The organism is Polyangium jinanense, from assembly GCF_028435265.1.
In the GTDB taxonomy this organism is placed as follows: Bacteria; Myxococcota_A; Polyangia; order Polyangiales; family Polyangiaceae; genus Polyangium; species Polyangium jinanense.
The window spans coordinates 59,471-75,001 of the sequence record NZ_JAGTJK010000035.1; the positions used below are offsets into that span (position 1 = coordinate 59,471).

Below are 15,531 nucleotides of genomic sequence, written 5' to 3' on the forward strand. Positions count from 1 at the left end.
CGTCAGGATGATAGCTCATCCGAAAAGACGACTTCCGCCGATGGCTCGGTTCGCTACGCTCGGGCCTCATGAACACCGTAGAGCTTAGCAAGACCCTCTCTTGGCTCCTCCGCCACGGGGCGCGCGAGGCCGGCGTATCGATGGATGCGGCCGGCTGGGTGCCCGTGCCCGAGGTGCTGCGTTACCTCCGTATCAGCCGCGCGGCCCTCGAAGAGGTGGTCGCGACGAACAACAAGAGCCGCCTGACGCTCGAAGGCGACCGCGTGCGCGCCTGCCAGGGCCATTCGACCGAGAACATGCCCGTCACGCTCGAGGCCCTGGAGGCGTCATGGCAGCCATACATGGCCGGCGGCAGCCTCTGGCACGGGACCACGGTCGAGGCGACGGCCCCGATCGCGCGGGAAGGCCTCTATCCGCAGAAGCGCACCCACGTGCACCTGGCCCCGACCCTCGAGAGCAAGGTCGGCAAGCGCTCGGCGACCCCGGTCATGCTGGAGATCTCGGTCGAGCGATTGCAGGGCGCAGGGCAGGGCGTGTGGGAGGCGCAAAACGGCGTCGTGCTCGTGCGCCACGTCCCTTCGTCGTGCATCGTGGACCTCGTCTGCACGACGCGCGCGGCGAAGCAGGCCGAGGCGTCGGTTCGAGCGCGGTTTGGCTTTCGCCGATCGTGATCACTTGCCGTTCTGCGTGATCATGAGCCGACGAGGGTTTCTGGGCTCATAACAGAGCAGCGTGGGAAAAAGCGGTTATTTCGTGCCCCACGGAATGTCCCCCGAATGAAGCAAAACCTCGGACTCGACCTTCGCATCGGCCGGGTTCGTCCCGGTCCCGACCGTGGCCACACGCTGATAACGCACCCACCAGGAGAGCGTCCCGCGCTGCGGCGCCCCGGAGGGAGGCGTGATGTCGAGGTCGACGACCTTCGGATCCCGGCCCACGCGGTCGTCGGCGGCGAGGTGCCGGCCGGGTTGTCCGGGGATGATCTGGAAATGGCGCGCGAGGTGGCGGACCTCGCGGCGAAGGACGGTCCCGCGCTCGTCTTTGAGCTCGCAGCCGACTTCGAGGCGGCGGAAGAGGTCGCCCGTGGGGAAATCATGCCCCGGCGCGGGCTGGACGAGCGTGATGCGGAGGCTGTTCTCCTCGGCGCGTTCGGCCGTGGCCTTCAGGTTCTTCCGTAACCAGGCGGGATCCCGGACCTCAGCGAAGGCGTGCGAGCGGCGGCCCCCGACGAGCGGCATGTGGCACTCGGCGCAAGCCTTCCCAGCCGCAGGCGAGCGCAGGTGCTCGCGCGCCGTTGTCTGCATGAACTGGCCGTCGTCATTGCCAAAGCCCATCGGGAAACGAAATTCGTGGCAACCGGAGCAGCCGCCCGTTTGGCTGAAGGCAGTCGAGCGGCGCAAAGGGTGCGGCGCGCGGGTGGCGTCGTCGCCGGAAGAGGCCGCGGCAAGGACAAAGCCTTCTTCAGTGACGTGGCAGGTCACGCAGCCGACGCCGAGCTCGCTCACGGCCTTGGGCGGCTCGATCCGGGGATCCCCCTCCGGCGCGTGGCAGCCGCGGCAGAAGGGCGAGGGCTCGATCGCGAACGCCGTGCGATACGCCGGATTGAGGTTCGATTGCTGGTGGTGCGAGCCCTGCCATTGCCTGGCCTCGTCGGCATGGCACGCGACGCACGTCGCATTGAGCGCGACGGCCGCATCGAGCCGCTTGCGATAAGCGCGAGGCATGGGGACGCTCGCCGCGGGGGCGACGTCCGCCGGAGCAGGCTCGGACGAGGCGATGGCCAGAGGCGCCGGCACCGATGTCACTTGCCCATCCGTGAGGACGTCCTCGCGGATGCACCCAGCGAGGAGGCAAAAGGACATCAACAGGGAAGGGCGCAGCAGCATAGGAACGAACGGCCAGGGCCGTCTCGTGACGTATCACCTTTCCCGCGCTGCGGGAACCATTCGGTCTCGTCGGAAGCCGTCGCGCCGGGGCGCTGCCCCGGACCCCGCGGGAGCTGTCCGCCCCTCGACCCGGACCAGGCACGGCCTGGACCGAGGGTGGAAGAACTGCGCGATGCGCAGTTCTTCCAACGGGCCGGTGGCAAGACTGTGGAGGTCCGTTTCAGGCTGGCGACGGGGACACCGGTGCCGGTTCAAATGCCCGGCGCTGCCGTCTTGACTGGCAAGGTCGTCGCCAATCTTGCCTCGGCCTGTTCGATGAACTGCGCGATGCGCAGTTCATCGACCCCGGGTCCAGCGCTTGCGCTGGTCCGGGTCGAGGGGCGGACAGCCCCCGTGGGGTCTGGGGCAAAGCCCCAGCTCAGGCGCGACGACGCGGCGGGATCGGATACAGGGTGGCGAGGTCGTCATTCCGCAAGAAGCCGAGCGCCTCGCGGTGAACGCGAAGCTCCCAGAGGGCCAGCTCGGCCCGCGCGCACCCCTCGTTGAAGGCGGCGACGCGGACGCGAATCTCGACCTGGTTGCGCTCGGCCCCAGCGGCCACGAGCTCGTCGATGGCGAGCCCGAGGACTTCGAGTTCGAGCAGGGCAGCATTGATCTTGTCCTCCGAGCGGCCGAGCGAGGAGGCCATCTCGCGAAGGATCTCGGCGGCGAGATCGTTGCCGCCGAGGTGGGTCGGCACGCGATCCCGCAGGCGGTCGAGGTATGGGCTCTCGTGGCCTTTCCGCTTGAGCTGCTCGACGAGCTTTTTCCACGTGGGCTCGGACATGGCGGGGGGCAAGTCTAGCCTCACCCCCAGCCCTGAGCATTGGTCTCATCTGGGAGGCGCCGCGCTGGGGCTTTGCCCCAGGCCCCACCGGGGCTATCCGCCCCTGGACCTGGACCAGCGCAAGCGCTGGACCCGGGGTCGATGAACTGCGCATCGCGCAGTTCATCGAACAGGCCAGCTCAAGACCAACGACGACCCTGCCCATCAAGATCGCGGCGCTGAGGCTTCAACAGGCAACGTGCCCCGTCGCCAGCGTGCAACGCACCTTCCTGGTCTTGCCACTGGCCCGTTGGAAGAACTGCGCATCGCGCAGTTCTTCCACCCCGAGTCCAGGGCTTGCCCTGGTTCGGGTCGAGGGGCGAACAGCCCCCGCGGGGTCCGGGGCAGCGCCCCGGCGCGACGCCTCGCGATGAGACGTGAGGCTCACGCCGCCTTGTACACGAGCACCGGCCGGAGCCGCCGCACGATGCGCACGAGCTCTCGCTGCGCGCGCATCACTGCGCCGATGTCCTTGTATGCGCTCGGCGCCTCCTCGCGCAGCCGATCGGCGATGCGGTGGTCGAACCACACGCCCTCGGCTTCGCGGAGGAGCTGCCGCTGCCCGATGCGCTTGCGCGCTTCGGCTCGCGAGTATGCGCGGCCGGCCCCGTGCGCCGAGGAATCGAGCGCCTCGGGGTGGCCGCGGCCTTCGACGTGAAAGCTCTCGCTGCCCATCGAGCCGGGCACCACGCCGGGTTCGCCTGCCGGGAGCCCCATGGCGCCTTTGCGGTGCACCCAGAGCTCGCGCCCGCCGTGGGATTCGCGTCGTACGTGGTTGTGGTCGATTTCCAGGCGTGAGCTTGAATCGGCAACGGCGCCGAAGAGCTCGCCGAAGAGCTCGATTGCCGCGTCGAGCATGCGCGCCCGGCTCGCCTGCGCATATCGCGCGGCCCATCCCGCGGCGTCGAGATAGGCCCGCCCGGCCTCGCTGTCCGCTTCGAGGAACGCGAGCCCCGAGGGATCACGCTCCGCGCGGCCCTCGAAATGGTGCCGGATGGCCGGCCCCATCGCGCGGGAGCCCGAATGCACGAGCAGCCACAACGATTCTTCGTCGTCGCGTTGCACCTCCAGGAAATGGTTTCCCCGGCCGAGCGTGCCGAACTCCATCCGGCCCTCGCGCCGCTTCATCGCTTCGAACGCACCGTCGCCGATTGGCGCCTCCCGCAGCTCGTCCGGCAGCTCCGGCGCCGCGGCGGCAGAGTGCAGGACGTGCGGAATGTGCTGGTAAAACCCCGCGAGCAGCCGCGCCGCCTGCTCGCGATCGGCGAGCAGATCGGCGCCTGCCTGGAGACGCACGGCCACCATTCCGCAGCCGATGTCGCCCCCGACCGCGGCGGGCAGGATCCGCCGCGTCGTGGCTGTCACCGTGCCCACGCAGACCTCCTCGGCGACGTGCGCGTCCGGCATCACCGCGACGTGCACGACATCCTCGGTTCGCGCGAGCCGCGCGAGCGCCGCACGAAGCTCGGCGCTCGTTCCGTCGGGGAGGAACGTCGCGACGTGCGCGGTCACGATTCTCCTCCCGTCTCGGGTGGCAATACGCGGAAAATCAATGTCGGCACGCGCTTCCGCGTGATCGCGCTCGCCACCTCCGCGCGCAGATACCCGGCCACTTTTTCGAGCCGCGCCGCCACTTCCTCGGGCGACGTGCCCCGCGGCGCCTGCACGAGCACCGCGAGCCTTCCTGCGTCGGGTGCGGGCTCCACGTCGGCCACCCACACCTCGAGGAGGACGTCGTCCTCCAGTCCGGCGAGCGCTTCGCTCACCGCTTCTTGCACCTGCCGGCAGAGCTGGCGCTCTTTGCGCTCGACCTTCCGGTCCTCCGCCGTTCCGAAAAACGAATCTGCATCCCGAGCGGAGCCAGCGCGGCCCCGCGAACGATCTCTCGTCATTCCATGCTCCGACTGCGTGACGAACCCGTGCCTGCCGCGTGTCCTCGCGGCGCGCTTCGTTCGGTCCGGGGTAGGAGCCTCGCCGGCGTCAGGGAGACGTCGGGGCGAGGCTCATCGTCGCAATCGGTCGCATGACGGGCCTCCTTCGGGTCGATGAGAATGCCCGATGGCCTGGCGAATTGCAAGCGGCTCGCGCCTTGCACGCGGGACGAAACGCGGGGGGCGGCGGGGTCGCCGCCCGATAACGACGGAGGCACGTCATGGCTCGTGGGTGGAAACGCGGAGCGGCTGCGCTCGGCATCTGGATGGGATGGGTCGGCGCGGCCTACGCGCAAAACGGAGCCGGCAGTTGTCCGGAACAACCCGGCGGCGCGGGCCAGAACGGCTCCGCAGGGCAGGGGCAGGACCGGGACGATAACCAAGGAACACAACGCGGCCAGATGCCCGGGACGCGGACGCCGTACGTCTGTCCGCCCGGCGTGGAGCAGGGCACGGGCGAGGGGTTGGCTTGTCCACCGGAGGGCTTGCCCGGGGCGCCTCCCGGACCGGGTACGACACCTCCGCAGACGGGCACACAACCCCCGAGCCCAGGCACACAGCCCCCGAGCCCAGGCACCCAATCCCCGGGTCCGGGAACACAATCCCCCAGGGGGATCAACCGGTAGGACCGGGGGATCAACTCCCGGGACCGGGGGATCGACGGGCGGGGCGGGGGGATCGGCTCCCGGGACCGGGGGATCAGCTCCGGGGACCGGGGGATCGACTTCGGGGACCGGGGGATCGACCGGTAGGACCGGGGGATCGACTCCGGGGACCGGGGGATCGACTTCGGGAGGGCAGACGGGGGGTTCGCCCGGCGGTGGCGGCGGCCGCTGAGCGGGCAGTTCGCTACTTCTGAGGGGGCGTGGGGAGCAAAATTTCGACCTTCGTCCCCTCGACGAGTTGCACGTTTGCAAGCTTCACGACGCGCTCGCTGCCGTCGAGGCCGGTCGAGATGAGGATCGTCGCGCCCGTGTCGCGCTCGACCGTGATGGGCGCGAAGCGGATCTTGTTCTCCGCGTCCACGACCGCCACGCGAAGGCCCTTCGCGTCGTTGTAGAGCGCGGTCGCAGGCACCTCGAGCACGCGGTGCGGCAAGGGCAAGGTGAGCGAGACCTCGGCATACATGCCCGAAAGGAGCTTGTTGTCGGGGTTCGGCACGCGCACCTCGGTGTTCATCGTGCGCGTGGCCGCGTCGAGCGCGCCCGACGTGCGCGCCACCGTGCCCTCGAAGTTCTGCCCCGCGAACTCACGCACCGTGACCTTGGCCTTCGCGTCGACCTTCACGCCCGGCGCGATGTCCTGCGGGACGCCGACGAAGACCCGCACGGGATCCGTCGCGGCGATCCGGAAGAGCGGCGTGCCGTTGCCCGCCGAGACGAGCGCCCCACGCTCGACCGAGCGGGAGACGATCGTGCCCGCGAACGGCGCGACGATCTTTGCGAACGCCTTCAGATCACGGGTGCGCTGGATGTTCGCCGACGCGGCCGTGATGGACGCTTGCGCCACCGTCACGCTCGCCGCGTCGACGCGCGCCTGCCCCTGCCGCTGCTCGAGGTCCTCCTGCGAGGCCACGCCCGCGGGCACGAGCTTTTCGTACCGCGCGAGGTTCGACTTCGACAGATCGCGGCTCGCCTCGGCCCGGACCAGCGCGGCCTTGGCCTGCGTGAGCTCGGCGTTCGCCTGCATGAGCTCGCGATCGAGCTCGGGCGTGTCGATCTCGGCGAGGACCTGCCCCTCCGTGACCTTGTCGCCGATGTCGACGTTCCACTTGCGGACGTAGCCGCTCACGCGCGGGTAGACGACCGTCTCCTCGAGCGGCCGGATGCTGCCCGGCAGCACGAGCGAGCGATCACTCGACGTGACCTTCGGCGTGAGAACCTCGACGCGTGGCGCCGTGGTCTCGGCCGCCTTCACGCCCGCCTCGAGCGCCGCGCGGGCGCTCCGGCGGGGCAAGTAGGTCACGGCGAAGACGCCCCCGAGCACGAGGACGAGCGCCGTGCATGCGGCGACCACCTGCGTCCGGGAGAGCGCCGCGGGCTGCGGCAGGTCGAAGCCGAGGTCGTCGGCTTTCGGGGTGGACTGCGACTCGGGGATGGAAGGGGACTCGTTGGGGCTCATAGCGACTCCGTCAGCGGATCCGTCATGGGCGCCTTCTTGCGGAGGATGCTGTACATCACCGGCACGAAGAAGAGCGTGGTCACTGTCGCGAGGAGGAGGCCGCCGATGACCGCGCGGCCGAGAGGCGCGTTTTGCTCGCCGCCCTCGCCGAGACCCGTCGACATGGGGAGCATGCCGATGATCATGGCGAGCGCGGTCATGAGCACCGGGCGCAGGCGCGTCATGCCCGCGGCCAGGGCTGCGGCCGTCGCGTCGCGGCCGAGCTTTCGTTGATCGTTGGCGAACGTGACGACGAGGATCGAGTTCGCCGTGGCCACGCCGACGCACATGATCGACCCCATGAGCGCGGGCACGCTCAGCGTGGTGCGCGTGAGGAAGAGCATCCACGCGATCCCCGCGATGGCGCCGGGCAGGGCCATCAGGATGACGAAGGGATCGAGCCACGACTGGAAGTTCACGACCATGAGCAGGTACACGAGCACGATCGCGAACAAGAGGCCGTAGCCGAGGCCCCGGAACGAGGAGTCCATGCTCTCGACCTGCCCCGTCACGGTCACCTTCGTGCCGCGCGGCAGCCCGCTCTGCATGCCGTCGACGAGCTTCGAGACGGCGCTCGCGACGGAGCCGAGGTCGGTGCCTTCGACGTTCGCCTGGACGTCGTAGGTCCGCGCCACGTTGTAGTGCGTGACGTTCACGGGCCCGGTGTCGCGCTGGACCTGCGCGACGTTCGAGAGGAGCTGAGGCCGCCCATCGCCCGTCGAGAGCGGGGTCGCGTTGAGGGCGTCGACCGAGCCCACCGCGTACTGGGGCGTCTGCACGGCGACGAGGTACTGCACGCCGCGTTTGTCGAGCCAGTAGCTCGGCGAGACCTGCCCGCTCGACGAGAGCGAGACCAGGATGTCGCTGGCGACGTCACGTTGCGTAAGGCCCATCTGGTCGGCCATCGTGCGGTCGACCTCGATGCGGAGCTGCGGCCGGCGCATGACCTGCGCGAGGTGGACGTCGACCGCGCCGGGGATCTGCTTCATGCGCGCGGCGAGGGTCTCCGCGACGCCGTACGTCTCCTCTTCCTTGCCGATCGGTCCCACGACGCGGACGTTGATGGGGGCGGGCAGGCCGAAGTTCAGGACCTGCGTCGTGATGTCGGGCGGGAGGAAGAAGAAGGTCGTGTCGGGGTAGCTCGCGTTGAGTTTTTCGCGGAGCTTCTGGACGTACGTCTCGGTCGGCGCGTGGCCCTTCTTCAGCGCGATCAGGATCTGCCCGTCGGCCGAGGAGATGAGGGCGCCCTCGCTCAGCGAGAGGTTGATGCCGCTCGCCGGGATGCCCATGTTGTCGATCATCGTCTCGATCTCGCGCGGGGGGATCACCTCGCGGATCGTGTCCTCGATGCGCGCGAAGCGATGTTCGCTCTCCTCGAGTCGCGTGCCCGGCGCGCCGCGGACGTGGAGCTTGATGAGGCCCGCGTCGACGCGCGGGAAGAAGTCGCGTCCGAGGAGCGGGAAGAGCGAGACGGACGCGGCGACGAAGGCGAGGAAGCCGCCCACGAACGCGACGCGGTGCGCGAGCGTCCACGCGAGGAGCTTTCCGTAGGACGTCCGCAGCCGATCGAAGGCGTGGTTGAACCGCACGAAGATGCGGCCGAACACGCTCTTCGGCGCCTCGTGATGGCCAGATGCGTGTTCCTCGGACTCGCGCGCCAAAAGGAGCCGGACGAGCGTGGGCACGAGCGTCCGGGAGAGGACGTACGACATGAGCATCGCGAACACGACGGCCAGCGCGAGCGGGATGAAGAGCGACTTCGCCGCGCCCGTGATGAACGCGACCGGCACGAACACGATGCAGATGCACAGTGTGGAGACGAGCGCGGGGACCGCGATCTCCTGGGCGCCGTCGACGATCGCGCGGATGAACGTCTTCCTCTGGCCGAGGTTCCGGTGGATGTTCTCGATCGCGACCGTGGCGTCGTCGACGAGGATGCCGACGGCGAGGGCCATGCCGCCGAGCGTCATCGTGTTCAGCGTGTGGCCGAGGGCGTTCAGGATGATGATCGAGACCAGGATCGAGAGCGGGATCGAGACGACGACGATGAGCGTGCTTCGCCAGCTCCCGAGGAAGAGCAGGATCATGAGCGCCGTGAGGACCGCGGCGATGAGCGCCTCGTGCACGACGCCCTCGACGGCCGCGCGCACGAAGAGGGACTGATCGAAGAGGAGCGTCGCCCGGAGGTCCTTGGGCAGCTTCTCCATCGTCCCCGGCAGCATGTCGCGGATGCGCGAGGCGACGTCGAGCGTGCTCGCGTTGCCGCCCTTCAGCATGGTCATGAGCACGCTGCGCTGGCCGCCGACGTGCACCATGCTCTGCTGCGGCGCGTTGCCGTCGCGGATGTTCGCGACGTCCCGAACGTAGATGGTCTTGCCGTCGACGGTCTTGAGCGGCAGGTTGCCGAGCTCCTCGAGCGCGGCGGGGCTCGAGTTCATGATGACGGGGTACTCGTTTTCCCCCATCTTGGCCGAGCCGGCCGGCAGGATGACGTTCTGCAGGCCGATGGCCGCGTTCACGTCACGCGGCGACAGGCCCCACGCGTAGAGGCGCGCCGGATCGATGTCGACCATGATCTGGCGCTGCTTGCCGCCGTAGGGCCAGGGGATCTGCACGCCCTTGATGGTCGCGATGTCGGCGCGGATGAAGTTCACGCCGTAGTCGAAGAGCTGCTGCTCGCTCAGCGATTCGCTCTCCAGCGCGGCCTGCATGATCGGCACGTTGGAGGCGCTGTAGCGGATGACGAGCGGCGGCGTCATGCCCGGCGGCATCTGGCGAATCGCGACCTGCGAGGCCGCGGTGATCTGCGCCGTCGCGGCTTCGACGCTCGCGCCGGGCTGGAGGTAAACTTTTACGATGGCGATGCCCGTGAGCGATTGGCTCTCGACGTGCTCGATGTCGTTGACGATGGTGGTGAGGAAACGCTCGTAGTTGTTGACGACCCGCTTCTCCATCTCCTCCGGCGGCAAACCGCCGTAGTTGAAGATCACGGAGATCACCGGGATGTCGATCTCCGGAAAGATGTCGGTCGGCATCCGGAGGATGGTGAACACCCCCGTGAGGACGATGAGCATCGACATCACGATGAAGGTGTATGGGCGCTTGAGCGCAGTGACGACGAGCCACATGTGCCACTCCCTGCGGCCCTCGAAGGTCAGGCCCGGAAAAACGGGACGAGCCGAGGGCACAGGAAGCTTCCTGGGGCCGGTCGCCACGGTCCAATGCATTCCGGGGCATCGTCTGATACCCTGCAGGTATGGAACTGCGCCACCTGCGCTACTTCTTGACCGTCGCCGAGGAGAAACACTTCGGCCGCGCAGCGCGGAGGCTGCGTATGACGCAGCCCCCGCTGAGCCGGCAGATCCAGGAGCTCGAAGCGGAGCTCGGGTTCGAACTGTTCGACCGCGCGCGGCGGCGCGTGGAGCTCACGCCCGCCGGCGTGGTGTTCCTCGGCCGTATTCGCGGCCTGCTCGAAGCGCTCGACCTGGCCGTCCACGAGGCTCGCCGCGCGAGCGTCGGCGAGATCGGGCGGGTCGCCGTGAGCTACATCTCGTCGCTCGCATACAGCGGGATCACCGATCTCTTGCGCGCCTTCCACGAGCGATTCCCGAAGGTCGAGATCGCCCTGCGCGAGATGTCGCCGCAGGCGCAGATCGACGCGCTCAAGGAAGGCACGATCGACGTGGGCCTCCTGCGTGGCCGGGTCGACGATGCGTCGCTCTCCTTCGCGTGCGTGGCGCGGGATCCGCTGGTTGCCGTGTTACCGGCCGGGCACCGGCTCGCCGAGCACAAACGTATCCCGCTCGGGATGCTCGCGCACGAGCCGTTCGTCATTTTCCCCCGGCAACGCAGCCCGGCGTTTTTTGATCAGATCATGGCGTTTTGCCGCGACGCGAGCTTCACGCCGCGGATCGTGCAGGAGGCTCCGCAGCTCGACGACATCGTGAGCCTCGTCGCCGCGGGGTTCGGCCTCGCGATCATGCCCGGATCGATCCGTCGCGCCGGCCGCAAAGGCCTCGCCATCCGGCCCATCGTGGGCGCGCCGCGCGCGACGCTGTACATCGTATGGCGCGCCGACGACACGGCCCCGGCCTTGCGGGAGTTCATCGGCTTCGTACGAAGCACGTTCGTGAAAAAGAAGAAGGCCGATCAACGGCGGACGGCGAGCGTGGGGAGCGCGATCGGCTGATCGAAGAGGACGCGGCCTTGTTCGTCCTTGCAGACGAGCAAGACCTCCTTGCCCTTGCGATCAAGGTCGATGTCGATAAGGCCGTAATTGTTGCGATCGACGACCTCGGCGACGAGGTATCGATCCTTGCCGGCGATCGCCTCCATCCACGGGTCATTGGCGAGCGGGCTCGTGGTGAGCTCCCACCATTCGGGGCCGCGGCGGCCGTGCAGATCGCGGCCTTCCTGGTGGAAGAGGTTCGCCATGTGCAGATCGCCGCTCACGAAGACCACGCCGCGGATGTCGCGCGCCTCGATCTCGCCGAGCAATCCTTCGAGCTCCTGGGGCGCGTCGCGGCGGAAGCATTCCCAGCCCTTCGCGACGGCGGCGTCGGCGAGGACCTGCGTCGGCGAGGCGATGATCTTGACGGGCGCCGTGCTCCTTTCGAGGGATTCGACGAGCCAGACGAGCTGCGCCTCGCCGAGCAGGGTGTGCGCGGGCTGATTGCGATACCAGCGGCTGTCGAGGAGGAAGAGCTCGGCCGGGCCCATTCGAACCGAGGAGAAGACGCCGGCGGTGGCATTCGTGCCCCAGCGGGCATTCGCCCAGGAGCGGCGGAACGTGCGCAGCGCCATGTCCTTGCCGGAGAAACGATTGTCGGCGTCGTTGGGGCCGAAATCGTGGTCGTCCCAGACGCCGACGGTCGGCAAGGCCGAGACGAGGCGCCGGAACGAGGGATTGTTGCGGGCGCGGAGCTGGGCGAGCATCATGGTGTGCTCGCTCTGCCAGTCGAACTGGTAATAATAGGTGTTGTCCCCGATCATCGCGAGACAGGCCGGCGCGTCGCGCTCGATGGCGTCGAGGATGGGGAGCTCGGGATGGTGGTAGAAGCAGAGGCACGAGCCGAATGCGATGCGCACGGCGCGCGCGTCGGGGGCAGGGGCGAGGGGGAGGGGACGCGCCGGCGTCTTTCCGTGCGTGCTTTCGAGCCAGTACGTGTAGGGGACGCCGGGGCGTAGGTCCTCGACGTGGAAGACCTGGCAGAGCCATTCGTTCCACGTGGGCGTCTTGACGATACGACGAACCTCGCTGCCCTCCGTCGCGACCACGAGCGTGACGGGAGAGGTGCAGCGGGCCTGCGTCCAGATGTACGCGCTCTGCGTGGAGACCTCGCCGATCATCGGGCCGGCGAGGAGCGGGCCCTCGGCGAGGCTGTTCCAGCCTCCGGGAAAACCTCCGCGATCCGCGGGCGCGAGCTCGAGCCGCACGCCGTTCCAGGGACCGTTGCCGCCGCCCTCCCAGGTGCCGCGGAATCCATTGGCGCCGCGATCGAATTCGAACACGAACGTCCCCTCGCTCGCATTGCCTTTCTGCACCCACGTGCCGCGGATCGTATTTCCCGTGAGTGTGCCCGTGACGGAGCCGTCCTCGTGGGTGTATTTGCCCGTCACCTTGTCGCCGCGTGCTTCGAGCCGCAGCGTGCCGAACGTGGTGACATAGGAGCCCGTAATCGGAAGCGGTGAATCCATAGGAGCAAGCCCTCCCCTGACGGAGGAGTCTACCATCTCCCCGCGTTCCGGGCAGCATGTTCCCGTCGCCCGCCGCGGCCTCGGGATACGTGCATTTCCGCGCCCCTCTCCCATGCTTGGCTCCCATGCCGAACCTGACTTTCTCCCGACGCACGTCGCCCCTCGTGCTCCTCGCCTTGCTTGCCCTCGCGGCGTGTGGCGGTTCCCCGGCCCCGGACGTCGCCGCCGCGACGCCGCCTCCGCCGCCCGCGGCGACGCCCGCGCCGGCCCTGCCGGTAACTGCAGCGCCCACGGCCTCGGCTGCCGCCCCCGCGCCGCCGGCGCCGCCTCCGGCGCCCGCGCCCGTGCTCAAGGGCGTCGACGTCTACGGCACGAAGAAGTTCGACGGCGCCTGGGTGCGGACACGATTCGGCGAGACTTTCCAGCGCTGGTTCGACACCGAGGACGAAGCGCTCACGAAGAAGCTCGAGAAGGAGATGGTCGACGGCATCCTCGCCGAGCACAAGGACATCGGCTGGGTCCAGCTCTCGCCGGTCACCTATTACAACATGGGCGACGTGCCGCAGGGCTACGTGACGGTGGACGTGGTCGAGCGCAAGGACATGAAGAAGCGCCTCACGTTCGGCCCCGAGCCCAAGGGCGATTTCGAGGATCCGGCGGGCCTGCTCGCGGCGTGGAAGGAATACGAGTCCACGTTCTTCCGCATGATGCGCGAGAAACAAATCGGCCCCGAGCGCGTCGCGTGCCCTGCATTCCACTGCATGGGCGGGTACGTGCACGAAAAGCTCGCACCCTATGGCGAGAAGTTCGTGAAGGACGTGCCGCCGAACGAGGACAAACTCATCAAGATCCTGAAGGAGGACAAGGATCCGAAGGATCGCGCCGCCGCGGCGTTCCTGCTCGCCCACATCAAGGACGGCAAGAAGCTCGTCGGCCTGATGCTGCCGCTGCTCGACGATCCGGATGCGCTCGTCCGCAACAACGCGACGCGCGTGCTCGTGAACGTGGCCATGTTCCACCACGACGTGGCCGTGCCGCTGACGCCGGTGCTGAAGAATCTGAACGGCCCCACGATGAGCGACCGCAACAAGGCCGCCGCCGTGACCTTTGGCCTCGTCGATCGGCCGGACGGCGCGAAGCTCTACGCGCAGGTGATCAAGGAGGCCGGCCCCACGCTGATCGCGCTGCTCGAGCTCGAGCAGCCGAACAACCACGATTTCGCGTACAAGATCCTGAAGAAGGTGAGCGGAAAGGATTTCGGCGGGCGCGACGATGCGGCCTGGAGGAAGTGGCTCGCCTCGCCGCGTGGTTGATTCAGCGGGAGAGGGCGCGGCCGCGGGATCGCATGATCGCGTGCGTCACGCCCTGCTGCAAGCTGCTCAGCGTCTTGATCCCGCGCATGTCGACGCCGAGCTCGATGAGCGCGCGCGCCGCCGCCGGCCGCACGCCCGTGAGCACGACCTCCGCGCCGAGCAGCGCCGCCGCCTGCGCCGCCTGCACGAGGCCACTCGCGACCTCGGCGTCGATGTCCTTGAGGCCCGTGATGTCGAGGATCGCAACCTCGGCCCGATGCGTGCCCACGCCGTCGAGCAACGTCTCCAGCACGAGCGCGGCGCGCCCCGCGTCGATCGCCCCGACGAGCGGCATGAGCACGACCCCGCTCGCGATCGGCAAGAGCGGCGTCGACAGCGCCCGCAGCGCCGCGTGTTGCGCGTCGATGATCTTCTGGGCGAGCTCGGCTCGCTCCTCCTCGGCGCGCTTGTGCGTGGTGATGTCGAGGGCGATCCCGCAGACCGCGTACGGAACCCCGCCCTCGTCGAAGATCGGGAACTTCGAGACCATGTAGATGTGGATGCCGTCCTTGCCCGGGATGGTCTCCTCGCTGCTCAGCGGGCGCCCCGCCGCGAGGGCCTCCAGGTCGTTGTCGCGATTCTGCTTCACGGCCTCGGGCGGGAGGAAATCCGCGTCGAACTTGCCGACGGCCCACCCGCGATCGAAGTTGAAGAGCTCGTCGAACTGGCGGTTCACGAAGGTGAAGCGGCCCTCGAGGTCCTTGACGAAGACCACGATGGGCGCGTTGTCGAGAATGGCCTGGACCTCGGCCCGGCTCCGTTCGAGCCTGTCGCGGATCTGCCGATGCTCGGTGACGTCGTAGCCGCTCCCGACGATGGCCACGGGGCGGCCCTCGCCGTCGACCACGCGATCGACGTTCCATTCGATGATCCGGATCGCGCCGTCGCGCGAGAGGACCGGGTTCTCGTAGCTCCGCGAGGGTTCGCCCGCGAGCACCTTGCGCATGTCGGCCCGGATGGCCGCGTGGACCTCGGGCGGCAGGAACGTCTCGAAATAATCCTTGCCGAGCGCCTCCTCGCGGGGGCAACCATAAACGCGCTCGGCTTCGCCATTCCAGTCGGAAATGCGACCGTCCTCGTCGACGATCACGATGACATTGCCGATCGCGCTGACCAGGCTGCGAAAGCGCGCCGCGCCGTCGCGACAGCGCGCCTCGGCGACCTTGGCGTAGTGTCGGCCGATTCCCTCGGCGGCCGCGTCGAAGCAGGCCGAGAGGCGCAAGGTGCCCTCGGCCGCGCCCGACACCTCGGGCAGGGCGCGGAGCGAGACGCGCAGGCCATGCCGCCGGCAGACGGTGACCGCGCGGACAACCTCCTCGGCCGCGGCGCCCCGCCCCGCGAGGTCCACGAAATGGGCCACGAGCTCCCCGGTCTCCGCCTCGCCGGCGAGCACGCGGATCACGCCTGCCACGACCCCTTCGACCCACGTTGTGGCCTCGGCCGCACCGGCCTTCCCGAGGAACGGGATCTCTGCGGCGACGTCCCTCGAGATCGCGGCGCAGAGCTCGCGCTCCTGGCTCGCGAGGAACGTGAGGTACGCGCTTTCCGTGCGATCGCTCATGGTGAATGGCGCTCCAGAGGAGGAGGCAACCAAACTCCCCCGGGCCCGTCAACTGCCAAGCGGGCCGTTTCTACGGGCT

At 68.7% G+C, this 15,531-nt stretch carries 11 protein-coding genes; 3 read left to right on the forward strand and 8 right to left on the reverse strand.

Translation table 11 applies throughout. From position 1 onward, the window contains the following. The first annotated feature begins 68 nt into the window (after positions 1-68). Positions 69-671, forward strand: a complete 603-nt coding sequence (locus tag KEG38_RS38780; protein WP_272425483.1) for an RNA 2'-phosphotransferase — start codon at positions 69-71, stop codon at positions 669-671. Positions 672-746: 75 nt separating this feature from the next. Here the strand turns inward: KEG38_RS38780 and KEG38_RS38785 are convergent, their stop codons facing one another. The 6 genes from KEG38_RS38785 to KEG38_RS38810 all read right to left on the reverse strand — a co-directional run bounded on the left by KEG38_RS38785 (position 747) and on the right by KEG38_RS38810 (position 9,970). Then, a complete protein-coding gene (locus KEG38_RS38785) occupies positions 747-1,862 on the reverse strand; it encodes a multiheme c-type cytochrome (RefSeq protein ID WP_272425484.1) in 1,116 nt (371 codons plus the stop codon). 442 nt (positions 1,863-2,304) lie between these two features. Continuing rightward, positions 2,305-2,712, reverse strand: coding sequence for a hypothetical protein (locus KEG38_RS38790; RefSeq protein ID WP_272425485.1), 408 nt, complete (start codon positions 2,710-2,712; stop codon positions 2,305-2,307). Positions 2,713-3,135: 423 nt separating this feature from the next. Beyond that, complete coding sequence (locus KEG38_RS38795) at positions 3,136-4,263, reverse strand: RtcB family protein (protein WP_272425486.1); 1,128 nt, start codon at positions 4,261-4,263, stop codon at positions 3,136-3,138. Continuing rightward, on the reverse strand, positions 4,260-4,643 hold the full coding sequence (locus tag KEG38_RS38800; RefSeq protein ID WP_272425487.1) for a ribosome-binding factor A: 384 nt from the start codon (positions 4,641-4,643) through the stop codon (positions 4,260-4,262). Before KEG38_RS38800 ends, KEG38_RS38795 begins: the two co-directional genes overlap by 4 nt. 888 nt (positions 4,644-5,531) lie before the next feature. Then, complete coding sequence (locus KEG38_RS38805; RefSeq protein WP_272425488.1) at positions 5,532-6,803, reverse strand: efflux RND transporter periplasmic adaptor subunit; 1,272 nt, start codon at positions 6,801-6,803, stop codon at positions 5,532-5,534. Then, a complete protein-coding gene (locus KEG38_RS38810; protein ID WP_272425489.1) occupies positions 6,800-9,970 on the reverse strand; it encodes an efflux RND transporter permease subunit in 3,171 nt (1,056 codons plus the stop codon). Before KEG38_RS38810 ends, KEG38_RS38805 begins: the two co-directional genes overlap by 4 nt. Positions 9,971-10,098: 128 nt before the next feature. Between KEG38_RS38810 and KEG38_RS38815 the strand changes: the two genes are divergently transcribed. Beyond that, positions 10,099-11,031 (forward strand): LysR family transcriptional regulator, encoded by a 933-nt coding sequence (locus KEG38_RS38815; protein ID WP_272425490.1) that lies wholly within the window; start codon positions 10,099-10,101, stop codon positions 11,029-11,031. On the opposite strand, the gene KEG38_RS38820 is transcribed toward KEG38_RS38815, so the two are convergent. After that, the gene (locus tag KEG38_RS38820) at positions 10,992-12,539 is read right to left on the reverse strand and encodes an alkaline phosphatase D family protein (RefSeq protein ID WP_272425491.1); all 1,548 of its coding nucleotides are present in this window, start codon (positions 12,537-12,539) and stop codon (positions 10,992-10,994) included. The genes KEG38_RS38815 and KEG38_RS38820 overlap by 40 nt on opposite strands. A gap of 125 nt (positions 12,540-12,664) precedes the next feature. Here KEG38_RS38820 and KEG38_RS38825 point away from each other — a divergent pair, with 125 nt between their 5' ends. After that, complete coding sequence (locus KEG38_RS38825) at positions 12,665-13,852, forward strand: HEAT repeat domain-containing protein (protein ID WP_272425492.1); 1,188 nt, start codon at positions 12,665-12,667, stop codon at positions 13,850-13,852. Position 13,853: 1 nt separating this feature from the next. Here the strand turns inward: KEG38_RS38825 and KEG38_RS38830 are convergent, their stop codons facing one another. Beyond that, entirely contained in the window at positions 13,854-15,452 is a 1,599-nt protein-coding gene (locus tag KEG38_RS38830) for a PAS domain-containing protein (protein WP_272425493.1), read from the reverse strand. Between the last annotated feature and the right edge of the window lie 79 nt (positions 15,453-15,531).

Excerpts from the sequence above, each read along its gene's own strand:
- KEG38_RS38780 (WP_272425483.1), top strand. The coding sequence starts at position 69 with ATGAACACCGTAGAGCTTAGCAAGACCCTCTCTTGGCTCCTCCGCCAC.
- KEG38_RS38785 (WP_272425484.1), bottom strand. The coding sequence starts at position 1,862 with ATGTCCTTTTGCCTCCTCGCTGGGTGCATCCGCGAGGACGTCCTCACG.
- KEG38_RS38790 (WP_272425485.1), bottom strand. The coding sequence starts at position 2,712 with ATGTCCGAGCCCACGTGGAAAAAGCTCGTCGAGCAGCTCAAGCGGAAA.
- KEG38_RS38800 (WP_272425487.1), bottom strand. The coding sequence starts at position 4,643 with ATGACGAGAGATCGTTCGCGGGGCCGCGCTGGCTCCGCTCGGGATGCA.
- KEG38_RS38805 (WP_272425488.1), bottom strand. The coding sequence starts at position 6,803 with ATGAGCCCCAACGAGTCCCCTTCCATCCCCGAGTCGCAGTCCACCCCG.
- KEG38_RS38810 (WP_272425489.1), bottom strand. The coding sequence starts at position 9,970 with ATGTGGCTCGTCGTCACTGCGCTCAAGCGCCCATACACCTTCATCGTG.
- KEG38_RS38815 (WP_272425490.1), top strand. The coding sequence starts at position 10,099 with ATGGAACTGCGCCACCTGCGCTACTTCTTGACCGTCGCCGAGGAGAAA.
- KEG38_RS38820 (WP_272425491.1), bottom strand. The coding sequence starts at position 12,539 with ATGGATTCACCGCTTCCGATTACGGGCTCCTATGTCACCACGTTCGGC.
- KEG38_RS38825 (WP_272425492.1), top strand. The coding sequence starts at position 12,665 with ATGCCGAACCTGACTTTCTCCCGACGCACGTCGCCCCTCGTGCTCCTC.
- KEG38_RS38830 (WP_272425493.1), bottom strand. The coding sequence starts at position 15,452 with ATGAGCGATCGCACGGAAAGCGCGTACCTCACGTTCCTCGCGAGCCAG.